The following is a 17,517-nucleotide window of genomic DNA, read 5'->3' as shown; positions in this document are numbered from 1 at the left end:
GATGCGAGAACTTCTGTCGCGTAAGTCGATTCGCGCCGTGTTCGGCGCAGCGATGGTGGCTGCCGTGCTCGCGGTGTCCGGGTGCGGGAACGGGATCCAGTCGATCCCGTTGCCCGGCGGCGTGGACACCGGCGACAACGCACGGACCTACCAGATCCAGTTCGCCGACATCCTGGACCTCGTCCCGCAGTCGATGGTCAAGAAGGACGGCATCCCGGTCGGACGCGTCGAGTCGGTCGAGGTGCCCGACAACGAGTGGTACGCACAGGTCAAGATCAAGGTGAAGAACGACATCGACCTGTCGGACAAGTCGATCGCGGCGGTGCAGCAGACGTCGCTGCTCGGCGAGAAGTTCGTCGCGCTCAGCGAGCCGAAGGACAGCGAGTCGTTGCCGCGACAGAACCCGGCGCAGCCGATCCCGCTGGATCGCACCCGCACGGCCACCGACATCGAGCAGGTCCTCGGCGCGCTGTCGATGTTGCTCAACGGTGGCGGGATCAACCAGCTCGAACCGATCGTGACGGAACTCAACAAGGCGTTGGCGGGATCGACGAGCCAGCCGTGTGACGTGGCCCCCAAGGGACAGAGCTGCCCGGTGTTCCGGAGCCTGCTCGAACAGAGCCAGACGTTGATCACCGGTCTCAACCGGCAGCGCGACGACATCGTCAACGCCATCGACGGACTCGCACGCCTGTCGACACGGGCCTCGAATCAGAAGACGCAGATCGATCGGATCCTCAAGGAGTTGCCTGCCGGTGTCGCGGTCCTGGAGGAACAGCGTCCGCAACTGGTGGACCTGCTCAAGAAGCTCGACGGTCTCGGCAAGGTCGGGACCGACGTCCTCGGCAAGTCGCGGACGGCGTTGATCACCGATCTCAAGGCGTTGCGTCCGGTGCTCACACAGCTCTCCAAGGCCGCCCCGGAACTCATCACGGCTGCGCCGCTGATGCTGACCGTCCCGTTCCCGGACTGGCTCTTGCCGGGTGTGAAGGGCGACGCGACCAACCTGTTCATGACGCTGGACCTGCGGACGCTCAATCAGCTCGAGGCTCTGGGCGTCGGTCAGGGGACGCCGAAGTACTCGCCGCCGGAGCGCGTCAGCGTGCCGGTCAACCCGAGCAACCCGTATGTCGGGGGCAACGGCCCGCGCTACGGCTGGCCGACCATCACCCTGCTCCCGCCGTCGGCGAACTCACGGCCGGGGCCGAACACCCCACCGTCGGGTGGCACCTATCCGATGAATCCCGCATCCGGCTCCGCCAAGGCGCCGGCATCGGCGAAGACGCAGAAGAAGCATGACGACGATCAGCAGTACACGTTGATGCCGCCGGCACAGCCGGGACAGCGGTTCATCGACGGTCCGCTCAGCATGATCGGAGCCCAGTGATGAACCACACCGCACGTTTCGTCGGAACCGGGCTCCCGATCACCTCGGTGTCCCGGATCGGAGCCCAGTGATGTTGTCGAAGGTTGCGCGGATTCAGCTGATCGTGTTCGTCGTCGTCGGACTGGTGGCGCTCGTCTACGTCGGCGCCAAGTACGCCCGGCTGGACCGCCTCGCCGGCATCGGCCAGTACACGGTGACGGCGTCGATGAAGGATTCGGGTGGGATTTTCACCAATGCCGAGGTGACGTATCAGGGTGTTCCGGTGGGTCGGGTCGGGGAGTTGACGTTGACCAAGTCGGGTGTGGATGTGGCGTTGGAGTTGAATTCGGGGGGTCCGGAGATTCCGGCGTCGGCGACGGCGGTGGTGGCGAATCGGTCGGCGATCGGTGAGCAGTTCGTGGATTTGCAGCCGACGTCGTCGGCGGGTCCGTTTTTGTCGGATGGGTCGGTGATCACGAAGTCGTCGGTGCCGCCGCCGTTGGAGGATGTGGTGTCGTCGGCGATTGATTTCACGTCGTCGATTCCGGTGGATGATCTGCATACGGTGATCACGGAGTTGGGTAAGGCGTTCAACGGTCAGGGTGAGAATCTGACGCGGTTGGTGGATTCGTTGTCGAAGTTGTCGCGGTCGGGTTATGACTCGTTGGATCAGACGATCTCGTTGATCCAGAATTCGAATGTGGTGCTGGCGACGCAGGCCGATCAGTCGGATGCGATCTTGTCGTGGTCGCACAATCTGGATCTGATCACGGCGACGTTGGCGTCGTCGGATCCGGATCTGCGGCGGTTGTTGACGACGGGTACGGCGTCGGCGACGCAGATCTCGGCGTTGCTGCAGAAGAGTGGCGGTGACATCTCGACGGTTGTCAAGCAGCTGTCGAGCACCTTGCGGACCATCGAGCCGACCAGTTTCGCGACGTCGACCACCTTCGCGATGTTGTCTGCGCTCTCGGCCGGCAGCCATTCGCCCGCGCCGGGTGATGGTCAGATCCATTTCGGAGTGGTGTTGGAGACGAACAACCCTGCCGCGTGTACGCGGGGTTATGAGGGCACCGACGCGATGATCCGGGAGATGAAGCGCAAGGATCCGTCGTTCGACATCCATTACGACGATTTCCCGTTCAACACGAATGCGAAGTGTTCGGTGCCGGTGGGCAACCCGACAGGGGTGCGCAGTGCCGGTCGTGCGGCGCTCGCGAATCCCGCCTACAAGCAACCCTGGGACAACACCCCGAAGAAGGATCCGGACCGGTTGAACCTCAACCCGCTGGCGCAGCAGCTGGCGGCGTTGATGGGGGTCCACCCGAAGTGATCTCACCACGTCAGGGGGCCGGCGGGTGCAGCTCGCTTTGCCTCCTCTCAGGTGCCAACCACTACAGTGACGGCCGATGACTAGCGACACACCCCAAGCCAGCCGCGACAGCTCCGCAGCCTCGACCGGCGGCCGTGACCGCGGACGGACGGTGGCCAGCGTGCTGGCCCTGCTCCTCGTGGTCGCGGCGGCGGCATGTGCGGCATGGTTCGGCTACCAGGGGTACCAGGCGTACTTCGTGCAGAAGCCGATCCAGGATGCACGTGACGGCGCCATCGATGGGGCCGAGCAGGCGATCATCAACGTGACCACCGTGGATCCGAAGGACACCGCGGGATGGAAGCGGCGCGTCGACGGTTCGCTGACCGGCAAGGCGCGTGAGCAGATCACGAGCCAGGACGTCAGCAACCTCAACTCGATGATCACGCAGGCGGGTCCGCAGGCCGCGGCGCTCTCCTCACGGTTGCTCCGGAGCGCGCCGACCGAGGTCGACGCGGACGACGGAAAGGCCAAGGTGCTCGTCTACGTCGCGGCGACGTCGAAGCGCGAGAACGAAGCCGGTGTCACCCAGACGATGGGCTTCTCGGTCTCGATGACCGAGGAGGGCGGCACGTGGAAGGCGGACGACATCGCCCCACTCGAGTCGCTGGCCTACCAGGATCCGGGCGCTTCGGCCGGTGGCGCTGCCCCGGGCGGGCAGGGAACGGCTCCAGCGGGCACACCAGGGGGAGGTAACTGATGGCGCCGCAGAACCCGCGTCCGCCGCGTAAGAAGACCGCACGCAAGCCCTACACCCCGCGCGTCGCAGGCAGTGGTCAGCGTCCCACCGATGCGGTCCCGGAGACCGACTCGAAGGCAGTCGATCCCGTCGACAGCAACCCCATTCCGGTCGACAGCACCTCGGACCCCGTCGACGGCACCACCGACCCCGTCGACGGCACCACCGATCCCGCCGACGGCACCACCGATCCCGCTGACAGCGCCACCGATCCCGCCGACGGCACCACGGATCCCGCCGAGAAGCCCAAGCCGGCCGGCAAGACCCGACCGGTCGCGCGCGTCTCCACGCTGCGGACCGGCGATTCCGCATCCTCGACGACCCGGGCCGCAACGACGGACAAGAACGCGACGACGGCGGCCAAGTCCTCGACGTCGTCGGGACTGTTCCCGTTCGGTCGCCGCGCCATCGGCATCCTGATCGGTGTCGCCGTGGTGCTCGGGATCTTCGCACTGATCGCGGGACTCCATCCGGGGGCGTCGATCAGTTCCAACAAGGCCTTCGTCGATCAGCCCGCCACCACCGAGCTGACATCTCAGGTGCAGAGCAAGGCCTGCTTGCTGACCGTCGACACGCTCGACGTCGACGCATGGGCCGGCAAGGCGCGATCGGTGCTCACCGGCAGCGCCCGCACCGAGTTCGACAAGTACCTGCCCCAGCAGCGCGACATCCTCAACCAGACCAAGCAGGTCGCGGATTGCCGGGTCGAGTCGGTCGGTGTCGCGGACCTCTCCGGCGGGGGCGACGGAGCCACCGCACGTGTGGTGGCGAACCTGATCGTCAGCCAGAAACAAGCAGGCATCGCGGGTCAGAGCGCCGCGCCGAGGTATCAGTTCTCCATGGTCAAGCACGGCGACGACTGGCTCATCAGTCAAGTGGAAGCCTTCTGACCTGCGGCATCCGCCTGTCTCGCGTGCGTGTGCACCCGGTCGGCAAATCTTCGGCAAAAAGATGCGCGTAGCGCTTGACGAAATTGCGTTGTCGGGCCAGGCTGTCACCAGTGAATGACGTGCAGGCAGCCATCAGCGCGTACTCGCTTCCAGGCGTGGCTTGACAAAGTACGTCTATTTTCTGCTACAGTTGGACGTTGCGCTGGCTGCCTCCTGTCCACCTCTCGATCCTTCCTCAAGCCACCTTTGCTGTGTGTGCTCGTGGTGATCGCCGAAATCAGGGTGTCACCAGCGAACGGCCCATCAAGCCAAGCACCGAGCTAGGTAGAACACTTCGTGTTGGAAGGACAGATCTTGGCACTCGACCGCCAGTCCACCTCAACCATCCCGGGCGCGCCCAAGCGCGCATCCTTTGCAAAGATCAGTGAGCCACTGGAGGTCCCCGGCCTCCTCGACCTCCAGCTCGATTCCTTCGAGTGGCTCGTCGGTTCGCCGGAGTGGCGCGCCAAGGCGATCGCCCGCGGCGACGACAACCCCACCGGCGGCCTCGAGGACATCCTTCACGAACTGTCCCCGATCGAGGACTTCTCCGGTTCGATGTCGCTGTCCTTCACCGATCCGCACTTCGACGAGGTCAAGGCCTCGGTCGAGGAGTGCAAGGACAAGGACATGACCTACGCGGCGCCGTTGTTCGTCACCGCGGAGTTCATCAACAACAACACCGGCGAGATCAAGTCGCAGACCGTCTTCATGGGCGACTTCCCGATCATGACCGACAAGGGCAGCTTCATCATCAACGGCACCGAGCGTGTCGTGGTGAGCCAGCTCGTCCGTAGCCCCGGCGTCTACTTCGACTCCAACATCGACAAGACCACCGAGAAGACCCTCCACACCGTGAAGGTCATCCCGGGCCGCGGCGCGTGGCTCGAGTTCGACGTCGACAAGCGCGACACCGTCGGCGTCCGCATCGACCGCAAGCGCCGCCAGCCGGTCACCGTGCTGCTCAAGGCGCTGGGTTGGACGAACGAGGAGATCGCCGAGCGTTTCGGGTTCTCCGAGATCATGATGTCCACCCTGGAGAAGGACAACACCGCCAACCAGGACGAGGCGCTGCTGGAGGTCTACCGCAAGCTGCGTCCGGGCGAGCCGCCGACCCGTGAGTCCGCGGAGAACCTCCTGGAGAACCTGTTCTTCAAGGAGAAGCGCTACGACCTGGCCCGCGTCGGCCGCTACAAGGTCAACAAGAAGCTCGGTCTGGCCGCCAACCCGATGAACGGCGACTCGGTGCTGACCCGCGAGGACATCGTCGCGACCGTCGAGTACCTGGTCCGCCTGCACGAGGCCGACCCGCACACCACCTCCTACATGACCGTCCCCGGCGGCGTGGAGGTCCCGGTGGAGGTCGACGACATCGACCACTTCGGCAATCGTCGTCTGCGTACCGTCGGCGAGCTGATCCAGAACCAGATCCGCGTGGGCCTCTCGCGTATGGAGCGTGTCGTGCGTGAGCGCATGACCACCCAGGACGTCGAGGCGATCACCCCGCAGACCCTGATCAACATCCGTCCCGTCGTGGCGGCGATCAAGGAGTTCTTCGGCACGTCGCAGCTGTCGCAGTTCATGGACCAGAACAACCCGCTGTCGGGTCTGACCCACAAGCGTCGTCTCTCGGCGCTGGGCCCCGGTGGTCTGTCCCGTGAGCGCGCCGGCCTCGAGGTGCGAGACGTGCACCCGTCGCACTACGGCCGCATGTGCCCGATCGAGACCCCTGAGGGCCCGAACATCGGCCTCATCGGTTCGCTGTCGGTCTATGCACGGGTCAACCCGTTCGGCTTCATCGAGACCCCGTACCGCAAGGTGGTCGATGGTGTCGTGTCCGACGACATCCAGTACATGACCGCCGACGAGGAGGACCGCTACCTCATCGGTCAAGCGAACACCGCCTACGACCTCGAGGGTCGGATCACCGACGAGCGCGTGCTGGTCCGCAAGAAGGGCTCCGAGGTCGAGTTCGTGGGCATCGGCGACGTCGAGTACCTCGACGTCTCGCCGCGCCAGATGGTGTCGGTCGCCACCGCGATGATCCCGTTCCTCGAGCACGACGACGCCAACCGTGCCCTGATGGGTGCGAACATGCAGCGTCAGGCTGTGCCGCTGGTCCGTAACGAGTCGCCGCTGGTCGGCACCGGTATGGAGCTGCGCGCCGCGGTCGACGCAGGCGACGTGGTCGTGTCCACCAAGACCGGTGTCGTCGAGGAGGTCTCCGCCGACTACATCACCGTGATGGCCGACGACGGCAGCCGCGACACCTACCGGATGCGTAAGTTCGCGCGTTCCAACCACGGCACCTGCGCCAACCAGCGTCCGATCGTGGACGAGGGTCAGCGGGTCGAGGTCGGACAGGTCCTGGCCGACGGTCCGTGCACCGAGAGCGGTGAGATGGCCCTGGGCAAGAACCTGCTCGTGGCGATCATGCCGTGGGAGGGCCACAACTACGAGGACGCGATCATCCTGAGCCAGCGGCTCGTGGAGGAGGACACCCTCACCTCGATTCACATCGAGGAGCACGAGATCGACGCTCGCGACACCAAGCTCGGTGCCGAGGAGATCACCCGGGACATCCCGAACGTCTCCGACGAGGTCCTCGCCGACCTCGACGAGCGCGGCATCGTGCGTATCGGTGCCGAGGTCCGTGACGGCGACATCCTGGTCGGCAAGGTCACCCCGAAGGGTGAGACCGAGCTGACCCCGGAGGAGCGGCTGCTCCGCGCGATCTTCGGTGAGAAGGCGCGCGAGGTCCGCGACACCTCGCTCAAGGTGCCGCACGGTGAGACCGGCAAGGTCATCGGCGTCCGCGTCTTCAGCCGCGACGACGACGACGATCTGGCCCCCGGTGTGAACGAGCTCGTGCGTGTGTACGTCGCTCAGAAGCGCAAGATCCAGGACGGCGACAAGCTGGCCGGCCGCCACGGCAACAAGGGCGTCATCGGCAAGATCCTCCCGCAGGAGGACATGCCGTTCCTGCCCGACGGCACCCCGGTCGACATCATCCTGAACACCCACGGTGTGCCGCGTCGTATGAACATCGGTCAGATCCTGGAGACCCACCTCGGGTGGGTCGCCAAGGCCGGCTGGAACATCAACGTCGCTTCCGGTGTGCCCGACTGGGCGTCGAAGCTGCCCGAGGACATGTACTCGGCCGAGCCCGACACCAACACGGCCACGCCGGTGTTCGACGGCGCGCGCGAGGAGGAGCTGACCGGACTGCTGTCCTCGACGCTGCCGAACCGCGACGGCGAGGTCATGGTGAACGGCGACGGCAAGGCGACCTTGTTCGACGGTCGCTCCGGCGAGCCGTTCCCGTACCCGGTGTCGGTCGGCTACATGTACATCATCAAGCTGCACCACCTGGTCGACGACAAGATCCACGCTCGTTCGACCGGTCCGTACTCGATGATCACGCAGCAGCCGCTCGGTGGTAAGGCGCAGTTCGGTGGTCAGCGCTTCGGTGAGATGGAGTGCTGGGCCATGCAGGCCTACGGCGCCGCCTACACCCTCCAGGAGCTGCTCACCATCAAGTCGGACGACGTGGTCGGCCGCGTGAAGGTGTACGAGGCGATCGTGAAGGGCGAGAACATCCCCGAGCCGGGTATCCCGGAGTCGTTCAAGGTGTTGCTCAAGGAGTTGCAGTCACTCTGCCTCAATGTCGAGGTGCTCAGCAGCGACGGTGCCGCCATCGAGATGCGCGACACCGACGACGAGGATCTCGAGCGCGCCGCGGCGAACCTGGGTATCAACCTGTCACGCAACGAATCCGCGACGGTCGACGACCTGGCGAACTGACCCTCACCGACATACGACATTAGAGCTCTCGAAAGGTAACAAGTGCTCGACGTCAATTACTTCGACGAACTCAAGATCGGTCTTGCGACGGCCGATGACATCCACAACTGGTCGTACGGTGAGGTCAAGAAACCGGAGACGATCAACTACCGCACGCTCAAGCCCGAGAAGGACGGCCTGTTCTGCGAGAAGATCTTCGGACCGACTCGCGACTGGGAGTGCTACTGCGGCAAGTACAAGCGCGTGCGCTTCAAGGGCATCATCTGTGAGCGCTGTGGCGTCGAGGTGACCCGCGCCAAGGTGCGTCGTGAGCGGATGGGCCACATCGAGCTGGCCGCGCCGGTCACCCACATCTGGTACTTCAAGGGTGTGCCGAGCCGTCTCGGCTACCTGCTCGACCTCGCGCCGAAGGATCTCGAGAAGATCATCTACTTCGCCGCGTACGTGATCACCTCGGTGGACGACGAGCTGCGCCACGCGGAGCTCTCGACCCGCGAGGCCGAGATCGAGGTCGAGAAGAAGGCGATCGCCGACCAGCGTGATGTCGACCTGAACGAGCGTCAGCAGAAGCTCGAGCAGGATCTGGCCGAGCTGGAGGCCGAGGGTGCCAAGGCCGACGTGCGCCGCAAGGTGCGCGACGGTGCCGAGCGCGAGATGCGTCGTATGCGCGATCACGCGCAGCGTGCGCTCGACGACCTCGAGGAGATCTGGGATCGCTTCGTCAAGCTGAGCCCGGGCGAGCTGATCATCGACGAGAAGCTCTACCGCCAACTCGACGAGCGCTTCGGCGAGTACTTTGCCGGCGCGATGGGCGCCGAGGCGATCAAGAAGCTCCTCGAAACCTTCGACATCGATGCCGAGGCCGATTCGCTGCGCGAGACCATCCGCAGCGGCAAGGGCCAGAAGAAGCTGCGTGCGCTCAAGCGTCTCAAGGTCGTCGCGGCGTTCCAGCAATCCGGCAACTCGCCGCTCGGCATGGTCCTCGACGCCGTCCCGGTGATCCCGCCGGAGCTGCGTCCGATGGTCCAGCTCGACGGTGGCCGCTTCGCGACCTCCGATCTCAACGATCTGTACCGCCGTGTCATCAACCGCAACAACCGCCTCAAGCGACTGATCGACCTCGGCGCGCCCGAGATCATCGTCAACAACGAGAAGCGGATGCTGCAGGAGTCGGTGGACGCACTGTTCGACAACGGTCGTCGTGGACGTCCGGTCACCGGACCGGGCAACCGTCCGCTGAAGTCGCTGTCCGATCTGCTCAAGGGCAAGCAGGGACGTTTCCGTCAGAACCTGCTCGGCAAGCGCGTCGACTACTCGGGCCGTTCGGTCATCGTCGTCGGCCCGCAGCTCAAGCTGCACCAGTGCGGTCTGCCGAAGCTGATGGCGCTCGAGCTGTTCAAGCCGTTCGTGATGAAGCGACTCGTGGACCTGAACCAGGCGCAGAACATCAAGTCCGCCAAGCGGATGGTCGAGCGTCAGCGTCCTGCGGTGTGGGATGTCCTCGAAGAGGTCATCGCCGAGCACCCCGTGCTGCTGAACCGTGCTCCGACGCTGCACCGCCTCGGTATCCAGGCCTTCGAGCCGCAGCTGGTGGAGGGCAAGGCCATCCAGCTGCACCCGCTGGTCTGTGAGGCGTTCAACGCCGACTTCGACGGTGACCAGATGGCCGTGCACCTCCCGCTGTCCTCGGAGGCGCAGGCCGAGGCCCGCATCCTGATGCTGTCGTCGAACAACATCCTGTCGCCGGCCTCGGGTCGTCCGCTGGCCATGCCGCGACTGGACATGGTGACCGGCCTGTACTACCTGACCACCCTCACCGATGGTGCGGCAGGCGAGTACAGCGCGGCCAACTCCGACGACGTCGAGCGTGGCGTGTACTCCAGCCCCGCCGAGGCCATCATGGCCGTCGACCGTGGTGCGCTCACCGTGCAGTCGGCGATCAAGGTGCGGCTGACCGATCAGCGTCCGCCTGCCGACATCGAGGCCGAGGTGTTCCCGGACGGGTGGAAGTACGGACAGCCGTGGCAGCTCGAGACGACTCTGGGTCGTGTGCTGTTCAACGAGTTGCTCCCGGTGGAGTACCCGTTCGTCAACGAGCAGATGCCGAAGAAGCGTCAGGCCGTCATCATCAACGACCTGGCCGAGCGCTACCCGATGATCGTGGTCGCTCAGACGGTGGACAAGCTCAAGGACGTCGGCTTCTACTGGGCCACCCGCTCGGGTGTGACCGTGTCGATGGCCGACGTGCTGGTGCCGCCGGCCAAGAAGGAGATCCTCGACAAGTACGAGGAGCGGGCCGATGGCCTGGAGCGCAAGTTCCAGCGCGGTGCCCTCACCCCGGAAGAGCGTCGTGACGCTCTCGTGGAGATCTGGAAGCAGGCCACCGAAGAGGTCGGTCAGGCGATGGAGGCCCACTACCCGGACAACAACCCGATCCCGATGATCGTGAAGTCGGGTGCGGCGGGCAACATGACCCAGATCCGCTCGCTCGCGGGCATGAAGGGTCTGGTGACCAACCCGAAGGGTGAGTTCATCCCGCGTCCGATCAAGTCCTCGTTCCGCGAGGGCCTGACCGTGGCCGAGTACTTCATCAACACCCACGGTGCTCGTAAGGGTCTGGCCGACACCGCGCTGCGCACCGCCGACTCGGGTTACCTGACCCGTCGTCTGGTGGACGTCAGCCAGGACGTCATCGTCCGCGAGACCGACTGCGGCACCGAGCGTGGTATCACCACCACCATCGCCGAGAAGCAGGCCGACGGCACGCTGATCCGTGATGCGCACGTGGAGACCTCCACTTACGCCCGGACGCTGGCACAGGACGCCCTCGACGAGAGCGGGGCCGTGATCGTCGAGCGCGGTCACGATCTCGGTGATCCGGCGATCGAGGCCCTGTTGGGTGCGGGCATCACCGAGGTCAAGGTTCGGTCGGTGCTCACCTGTACGACCGGTACCGGTGTGTGCGCGATGTGCTACGGCCGTTCGATGGCCACCGGCAAGCTCGTCGACATCGGCGAAGCGGTTGGCATCATCGCCGCGCAGTCGATCGGTGAGCCGGGTACCCAGCTGACCATGCGTACGTTCCACCAGGGTGGCGTCGGTGAGGACATCACCGGTGGTCTGCCGCGTGTCCAGGAGCTGTTCGAGGCCCGTGTGCCCAAGGGCAAGGCTCCGATCGCCGAGGTCTCCGGCCGGATTCGCCTCGAGGACGACGATCGTTTCTACAAGATCACCATCGTTCCCGACGACGGTTCCGAGGAGGTCGTGTACGACAAGATCTCCAAGCGTCAGCGTCTGCGTGTCTTCAAGCACGACGACGGCAGTGAGCGTCTGCTCGCCGACGGCGATCACGTCGAGGTGGGTCAGCAGCTCATGGAAGGTGCCGCCGATCCGCATGAGGTGCTGCGCGTGATGGGACCGCGTCAGGTGCAGGTGCATCTGGTGAACGAGGTCCAGGAGGTCTACCGGAGCCAGGGTGTGTCGATCCACGACAAGCACATCGAGACCATCGTGCGTCAGATGCTGCGTCGCGTGACGATCATCGATTCCGGTGCCACCGAGTTCCTGCCCGGTTCGCTCACCGAGCGTGCCGAGTTCGAGAACGCGAACCGTCGCGTCGTCACCGAGGGTGGCGAGCCGGCGGCCGGACGTCCGGTGCTGATGGGTATCACCAAGGCATCGCTGGCGACCGAGTCGTGGCTGTCGGCGGCGTCGTTCCAGGAGACCACGCGTGTCCTGACCGATGCGGCCATCAACAGTCGCAGCGACAAGCTGATCGGTCTCAAGGAGAACGTGATCATCGGTAAGTTGATCCCCGCGGGTACCGGCATCAACCGGTACCGCAACATCCAGGTTCAGCCGACCGAGGAAGCGCGTGCCGCAGCTTACGCGGTGCCGTCCTACGACGACACGTACTACAGCCCGGACGGCACCTTCGGTGCCCCCGCCGGCGCTGCAGTGCCGCTGGACGACTACGGGTTCTCCAACGATTACCGCTAGTTCGAATCCGTAGCAATAACACGCGCTTTCCGCGTGCTGTTGCTACGAGATCTCGTCAGATCGGCCCCCACGCCCAGCGTGGGGGCCGATCTGCGTCCGTGAGAGATTGGTGGAACCTCGCGGCCCACGTGTGCGTCCAACAGTGGAGGCGAGTGCGCTGGGAAAGCGCGGGGTTTCGTTGCCTGACCCAGGAACAAACTGATGAAATTGGGGGCAGTCGATTTGCAGCGCGTTCTGGGCATCTTCGCCCTGATCGTCTTGGCGTTCGCGAGCGCGTCGTGTGGCGTTACTGGGCGCTCGGTCGAAACTTCGTCGGCTCCGCGGAATCCAGATCAGGCAAGGTTGCTGGGACAGAATGACTTTCCGCCTGGCTATACGACGAGTCCCGGCAATGTAGATTCAGCGGAGCGCGCTCGAAGCCAGTCAGATCTGGTCAACGGACGGGTCAACAAGAACGCCGCGTGCGCGAAGCTGACGGCAGACCAGGTACCTCTCATTGCGAAGTCGCAGCGAACCGGGGTTGTCGCCATACCCAAGCGTCCGGATGACGCACGTTATTCAGAAACAATCATCCGAAACGGCCAGACGCTCGACGACCAGCGAGCGTTGGCCGAGGTATGCAGGTCGGCGGTTTCGATGGTTCCAGGAGTTGGAGAGACCCTGGAGAAGTACACAGTCGTGCCCGCTCCCCTCGGAATTGACGCGGATGACTGCCTCGTGATCCAGATCGACGTCACGACTGACCCGTCACCGTCATCAGGCGAAGCGCCGCGGAGACGGCAGACCGTCGTTGGCTTTGCTCAACTCGGGAATGTGCAGGTCGAGTTCTATCAAGAGGTAGACGGTTTGGGCGCCGCTCCGGACACAGCGCAGTTCAACGAACTGTTCGCCAAGGCTGTTCGTCGGGCGTCCCGGCTCCAATAGGCAGCCGGTGTCTTCTAGAGCATCTGGTGGCCGATCGGATCGGTAGGTGGACCCAACTCTCAGGAGGTGATCCCAGATGTCACCACCCGCCACTCAGTTCGCCTACCGATACGGCAGGTACTGCACGTTCCAGTGGTTCCCGTCCGGATCATCGAAGTAGACGAAGTGTCCCCACGCCTGCTCGTCGACCTCACTGGCCTCGACGCCGGCCTCGAGGAGGTGCTTGCGGGCGACGTTGATGTCGGAGACGCACAGCATGAGCGTTCCCGGATTCGGCGGACCGCCATCGACGATGCCCTTGCCGAACGCGATCGAGCAGCTCGATCCGGGCGGCGTCATCTGGACGAACCGGATGCCCTCGGTGGGGGACTGGTCGTGGTCGGGATTGAAACCGATCCGTGTGTAGAAGTCTTTCGCCCGGTCGACATCGGTGACGGGCAGAAACGCAACCTCGAGTGTCCAGTCCATGATCTTCTCTCTGTCTGTGGTGATTGTTATGGGGCGATTGTGCGGGTCGAGCTTCGATACACATTGAGTCTGCTCCAAATAGCGGACAACTGACGTCCGCATTCGAGGGCTGAGTCAATGATGTCCCGACGCGCCAGTGGACGATGTGTGACGCGCCGATCGGATTCGGGCCATACGCTGGGACGGTGCAGCCCGACCGGCCCGTGACCATCTTCGGTCCCGATTTCCCGTTCGCCCACGATGACTGGATCACGCATCCCGCCGGTACCGGATCAATACCGGCCGACGCACTGGGCGCCGAGGTCGCGATCATCGGGGCGGGAATGGCCGGGATGGTCGCCGCCTATGAGTTGATGAAGGTCGGGCTGCGACCGGTTGTCTACGAACCCGAGCGGATCGGCGGCCGGCTGCGATCGGAGCACTTCGTTCCGGGTGAGCCCGAGGTCGCCGAACTCGGTGGCATGCGGTTCCCGGCATCGTCGTCGACGTTCTTCCACTACGTGGACACCTTCGGTCTCCGCAGCCGGCCGTTTCCCAACCCGCTCACCGAGGCGGCCGGTAGCACGGTGATCGACCTGGGCGGTGAGACCCTGTACGCCCGCACCCTCGACGACCTGCCGCCGATCTACACCGAGATCGAGAACGCCTGGGACAGTGCGCTGGAACGCGTCGCCGGATTCTCCGCGCTGCAGGATGCGATCCGGGAACGTGACGTCCCGCGACTCAAGGAGCTGTGGAACCGCCTCGTCGTCGACTGGGACGATCGGAGCTTCTACGACTTCCTGGCCACCTCCGATGAGTTCGGATCGCTGTCCTTCCGCCACCGCGAGCTCTTCGGGCAGGTCGGATTCGGCACCGGCGGTTGGGATTCCGACTTCGCGAATTCGATGTTGGAGATCCTTCGCGTGGTGGTCACCAACTGCGACACCAGCCAACACCTGATCGTCGGCGGGGCCGAGCAGGTGCCGCGCAGATTGTGGTCCGACAGCCCTGCCAGGATCCGGCACTGGCCGGTCGGTACCAGTCTGTCGTCGTTGCACAGCGGAGTCCCGCGGGCCGGGGTCTCCGCGATCCGGCGTGTCGGCCCCGATCGCATCGAGGTCATCGACCACTGGGGCGATTCGAGGGAGTTCCCGGCGGTGATCGCCACGTGCCAGGCATGGCTGCTGTCCACGGAGATCGAGTGTGACGAGAGCCTTTTCAGTCAGGATCTGTGGATGGCGCTGGATCGGACGCGATACATGCAGTCGTCGAAGACGTTCGTCATGGTCGACCGGCCGTTCTGGACCGATCGCAACCCGACCACCGGCCGCGACACGATGAGCATGACTCTGACCGACCGGTTGACGCGCGGCACCTACCTCTTCGACAACGGACCCGACCGGCCGGGGGTCATCTGTCTCAGTTACACCTGGATGAGCGACGCACTCAAGGTGTTGCCACACCCCGTGGACCGACGGGTCTCGTTGGCACTCGATGCTTTACGCAAGATCTACCCCGACGTCGACATCGCCGAACACATCGTGGGTCGCCCCCTGACCGTGTCCTGGGAGGCCGAGCCGCACTTCCTCGGCGCATTCAAGGGAGCCCTGCCCGGCCACTACCGATACAACACCCGCATGTACGGGCATTTCCACCGGCAGGAGCAACTGCCGGCCGCCGAGCGAGGCATCTTCATCGCCGGCGACGACGTGTCGTTCATGCCCGCCTGGGTGGAGGGCGCCGTGCAGACCGCGCTCAACGCCGTGTGGGGCGTGATCCACCACTTCGGCGGGTCGTCGCACCCCGACAATCCGGGCCCCGGGGACCGATACGACGAACTCGGTCCGATCGACATCGGGGGGTGACGGAATTGACGACTACTCCACACGGCCTACGAATGTCCCTCTGGCAGTGCGTACCTCGAACCGGCGACGTCGCGGGAAACCTTGCGCGTCTGGACACCGTGCTCGCCGAGTCCGCTCGGCGATCGGTGGACCTCCTGATCACGCCGGAGATGGTCGTCCCGGGATATCACCTCGATGCCGATGCGGCGGGTCGTCTCGCAGACCCGCCGGGCGGCACGATCGCCGAGCAGGTCAGCTCGATGGCGCGACGCCACGGCATCGGCGTTCTGTACGGATGCGCCGAGCGGGGGCTGGATGGATTGGTGTACAACGCCATCCGGCTTGTCGACCGCACCGGTTCCCGAGTGGCCACACACCACAAGACCCATCTGTTCGGCGAACTCGACCGCGCGATGGTCGCACCCGGCAGTGCCATGCCCCCGGTCGCCGATCTGGATGGCTGGCGACTGGGTCTTCTCACCTGTTATGAGGTCGAGTTCCCGGAGTTGGTCCGGTCGCTGGCCGTGCGTGGTGCCGACGTCGTGTGCGTGCCGACCGCCAACATGATCGAGTACGACGCCGTCCAGGATGTTCTCCTCCGCGCTCGGGCGCTGGAGAACCAGACCTTCGTGGCGTATGCGAATTACTGTGACAGGGAAGGGGATCTGGTCTACGGCGGTCGTAGCGAGATAGTCGCCCCGACCGGGGAGGTCCTCGCTGCCGCCGATCGCGGGCCTGATCTCGTCGTCGCCGATCTCGATCGCTCGATCCTCGTGGAGTCACGACGGCGCTACCCCTACCTCGCGGATAGGCGACCGGACCTCTACTGACATCGGCAACGGTCGCGGTGCCGCCGCGACCGAACGTTCGATAGCCCGAAGCCCGAGGTAGTGGCCCGATTTGCCTCTGGACAGAGCGGCTTCCGTACCCTACGGTAGCGTTACGCGTCCGCAAGTTACTGAGCAGTAAGGGGCGCTGGGGGGTCGGTTTTCATCTCGACCGGCGGCGTCTGTCGTCAACCGGACCGAGGTGTCATCTCCGGCAAGAGGTTTCGATCACGACTCACAATCCGGTGCCGGTCGTCGAGCCGGCGGGTCGTTCGTCATGCGTCACGTGTCGGGGCGGGGTCATGGCGTGACGTCCTCAGGACAACACTCAGGATCAACGCAAGGGGGACCCATGCCCGACACACTCACCACCATCCGCATGCGCGGTCTGGCCGACGATTCCTTCCGGCGGCCCTTGGAACTACTCGAGGCCATCGAGATCATGGAATTGGTCGTCATTCCCGGGCTCGACGCCGTACTCGACGCACCCCAGCAGTTCGCATTGAGCTTCGAGTCGTCGATCGCCTTGTCCGGCATGCTGCGCAAGCACGGGCAACGGGTCGGCATCCTCAAGCAGATGGTCGTCGAGGCGCTTGATGAAAGCGGCTGCGGTCCAAGGCATCTCGCGCATATCCCGTCCGCGTTGCCCGTTCGGGCAGTGCAGTCGATCGTTGCATACCCCAGGTGGTCGGCAGATCCCGACGGGGTCGCGGTTGTCCGGATCGCGTTCGCGTTCGTCGCCGTCCACGCGCTGACTGACCCGACCGACTGTCGAACAGCGTCGCGGGCTCTGCACCTGCGACCGCGTCCCCTGCACGACGACCGGGCTCTTCTCCGGCGAGTGCTGGGTGAGGCGCTACCCGGCCTCAGTGCGAATGCCCGCCAGTTGTTGTCGATCTACATCAGCAAGGCCAGCATCTTCTTCGCCGACCCTGGCGCGGACCGGTGGTCGGTGCCGTTCAGTGGCGGCAAACGTGACACCTCGGCATCGTCGTTGCTCGTCTACAACCCCGATGCGCTGCGCGAAGCCTGCCGCGGTGTCGGTCTCGACGCCCGGGAGCTGCGGATCTCGCCCCGACAATGACCGCCTGGATCACAGCTGGAAGAAAAAGTGTCGCAGACCACTGGACAGGCCGACTTACCATGCGGTAGCTTACGCAACGGTAACCTACTCGGGGGTAACCGTCGGGGGTGGCGGTTTCGGCACGTCAGGGGATCTTGTGGAGGTGGCATGCTGTCCGGTCTCACCCGCAAATCGCCTTC

General features: G+C 64.8%; 11 protein-coding genes. 10 read left to right on the top strand and 1 reads right to left on the bottom strand.

Going from position 1 to position 17,517, the window contains the following annotated elements:
- The first annotated feature begins 1 nt into the window (after position 1).
- The 7 genes from IDF66_RS05070 to IDF66_RS05040 all read left to right on the top strand — a co-directional run bounded on the left by IDF66_RS05070 (position 2) and on the right by IDF66_RS05040 (position 13,133).
- The gene (locus IDF66_RS05070) at positions 2–1,387 is read left to right on the top strand and encodes an MCE family protein (RefSeq protein ID WP_190266320.1); all 1,386 of its coding nucleotides are present in this window, start codon (positions 2–4) and stop codon (positions 1,385–1,387) included.
- Between the two features lie 70 nt (positions 1,388–1,457).
- Positions 1,458–2,699 (top strand): MCE family protein, encoded by a 1,242-nt coding sequence (locus tag IDF66_RS05065; protein WP_190265915.1) that lies wholly within the window; start codon positions 1,458–1,460, stop codon positions 2,697–2,699.
- Positions 2,700–2,775: 76 nt separating this feature from the next.
- A complete protein-coding gene (locus IDF66_RS05060; RefSeq protein ID WP_190265914.1) occupies positions 2,776–3,438 on the top strand; it encodes a hypothetical protein in 663 nt (220 codons plus the stop codon).
- A complete protein-coding gene (locus IDF66_RS05055) occupies positions 3,438–4,367 on the top strand; it encodes a hypothetical protein (RefSeq protein ID WP_190265913.1) in 930 nt (309 codons plus the stop codon). Before IDF66_RS05060 ends, IDF66_RS05055 begins: the two co-directional genes overlap by 1 nt.
- 354 nt (positions 4,368–4,721) lie before the next feature.
- Positions 4,722–8,210, top strand: a complete 3,489-nt coding sequence (gene rpoB, locus IDF66_RS05050) for a DNA-directed RNA polymerase subunit beta (protein WP_190265912.1) — start codon at positions 4,722–4,724, stop codon at positions 8,208–8,210.
- Between the two features lie 42 nt (positions 8,211–8,252).
- Complete coding sequence (locus IDF66_RS05045) at positions 8,253–12,209, top strand: DNA-directed RNA polymerase subunit beta' (protein WP_190265911.1); 3,957 nt, start codon at positions 8,253–8,255, stop codon at positions 12,207–12,209.
- 201 nt (positions 12,210–12,410) lie between these two features.
- Positions 12,411–13,133 (top strand): hypothetical protein, encoded by a 723-nt coding sequence (locus tag IDF66_RS05040; protein WP_190265910.1) that lies wholly within the window; start codon positions 12,411–12,413, stop codon positions 13,131–13,133.
- A gap of 102 nt (positions 13,134–13,235) precedes the next feature.
- Here IDF66_RS05040 and IDF66_RS05035 read toward each other — a convergent pair whose 3' ends face one another.
- Positions 13,236–13,601, bottom strand: coding sequence for a VOC family protein (locus IDF66_RS05035; protein WP_190265909.1), 366 nt, complete (start codon positions 13,599–13,601; stop codon positions 13,236–13,238).
- Positions 13,602–13,744: 143 nt separating this feature from the next.
- Here IDF66_RS05035 and IDF66_RS05030 point away from each other — a divergent pair, with 143 nt between their 5' ends.
- The 3 genes from IDF66_RS05030 (at position 13,745) to IDF66_RS05020 (ending at position 17,338) form a co-directional block, all read left to right on the top strand.
- Complete coding sequence (locus IDF66_RS05030) at positions 13,745–15,448, top strand: flavin monoamine oxidase family protein (protein ID WP_190265908.1); 1,704 nt, start codon at positions 13,745–13,747, stop codon at positions 15,446–15,448.
- 32 nt (positions 15,449–15,480) lie between these two features.
- A complete protein-coding gene (locus tag IDF66_RS05025) occupies positions 15,481–16,257 on the top strand; it encodes a carbon-nitrogen hydrolase family protein (RefSeq protein WP_190265907.1) in 777 nt (258 codons plus the stop codon).
- A 349-nt stretch (positions 16,258–16,606) separates the two neighbouring features.
- Positions 16,607–17,338 carry a hypothetical protein gene (locus tag IDF66_RS05020; protein ID WP_190265906.1) on the top strand — a complete coding sequence of 244 codons (732 nt, stop codon included), beginning with the start codon at positions 16,607–16,609 and terminating at the stop codon, positions 17,336–17,338.
- Positions 17,339–17,517 lie beyond the last annotated feature (179 nt).

Source organism: Gordonia hankookensis, from assembly GCF_014673215.1.
GTDB lineage: Bacteria > Actinomycetota > Actinomycetes > Mycobacteriales > Mycobacteriaceae > Gordonia > Gordonia hankookensis.
The sequence above is the reverse complement of the archived record's forward strand: the minus strand, read 5'-3'. Positions and strand labels throughout refer to the sequence as shown.

Excerpts from the sequence above, each read along its gene's own strand:
- IDF66_RS05070 (WP_190266320.1), top strand. The coding sequence starts at position 2 with ATGCGAGAACTTCTGTCGCGTAAGTCGATTCGCGCCGTGTTCGGCGCA.
- IDF66_RS05065 (WP_190265915.1), top strand. The coding sequence starts at position 1,458 with ATGTTGTCGAAGGTTGCGCGGATTCAGCTGATCGTGTTCGTCGTCGTC.
- IDF66_RS05060 (WP_190265914.1), top strand. The coding sequence starts at position 2,776 with ATGACTAGCGACACACCCCAAGCCAGCCGCGACAGCTCCGCAGCCTCG.
- IDF66_RS05055 (WP_190265913.1), top strand. The coding sequence starts at position 3,438 with ATGGCGCCGCAGAACCCGCGTCCGCCGCGTAAGAAGACCGCACGCAAG.
- IDF66_RS05040 (WP_190265910.1), top strand. The coding sequence starts at position 12,411 with ATGAAATTGGGGGCAGTCGATTTGCAGCGCGTTCTGGGCATCTTCGCC.
- IDF66_RS05035 (WP_190265909.1), bottom strand. The coding sequence starts at position 13,601 with ATGGACTGGACACTCGAGGTTGCGTTTCTGCCCGTCACCGATGTCGAC.
- IDF66_RS05030 (WP_190265908.1), top strand. The coding sequence starts at position 13,745 with ATGTGTGACGCGCCGATCGGATTCGGGCCATACGCTGGGACGGTGCAG.
- IDF66_RS05025 (WP_190265907.1), top strand. The coding sequence starts at position 15,481 with ATGTCCCTCTGGCAGTGCGTACCTCGAACCGGCGACGTCGCGGGAAAC.
- IDF66_RS05020 (WP_190265906.1), top strand. The coding sequence starts at position 16,607 with ATGCCCGACACACTCACCACCATCCGCATGCGCGGTCTGGCCGACGAT.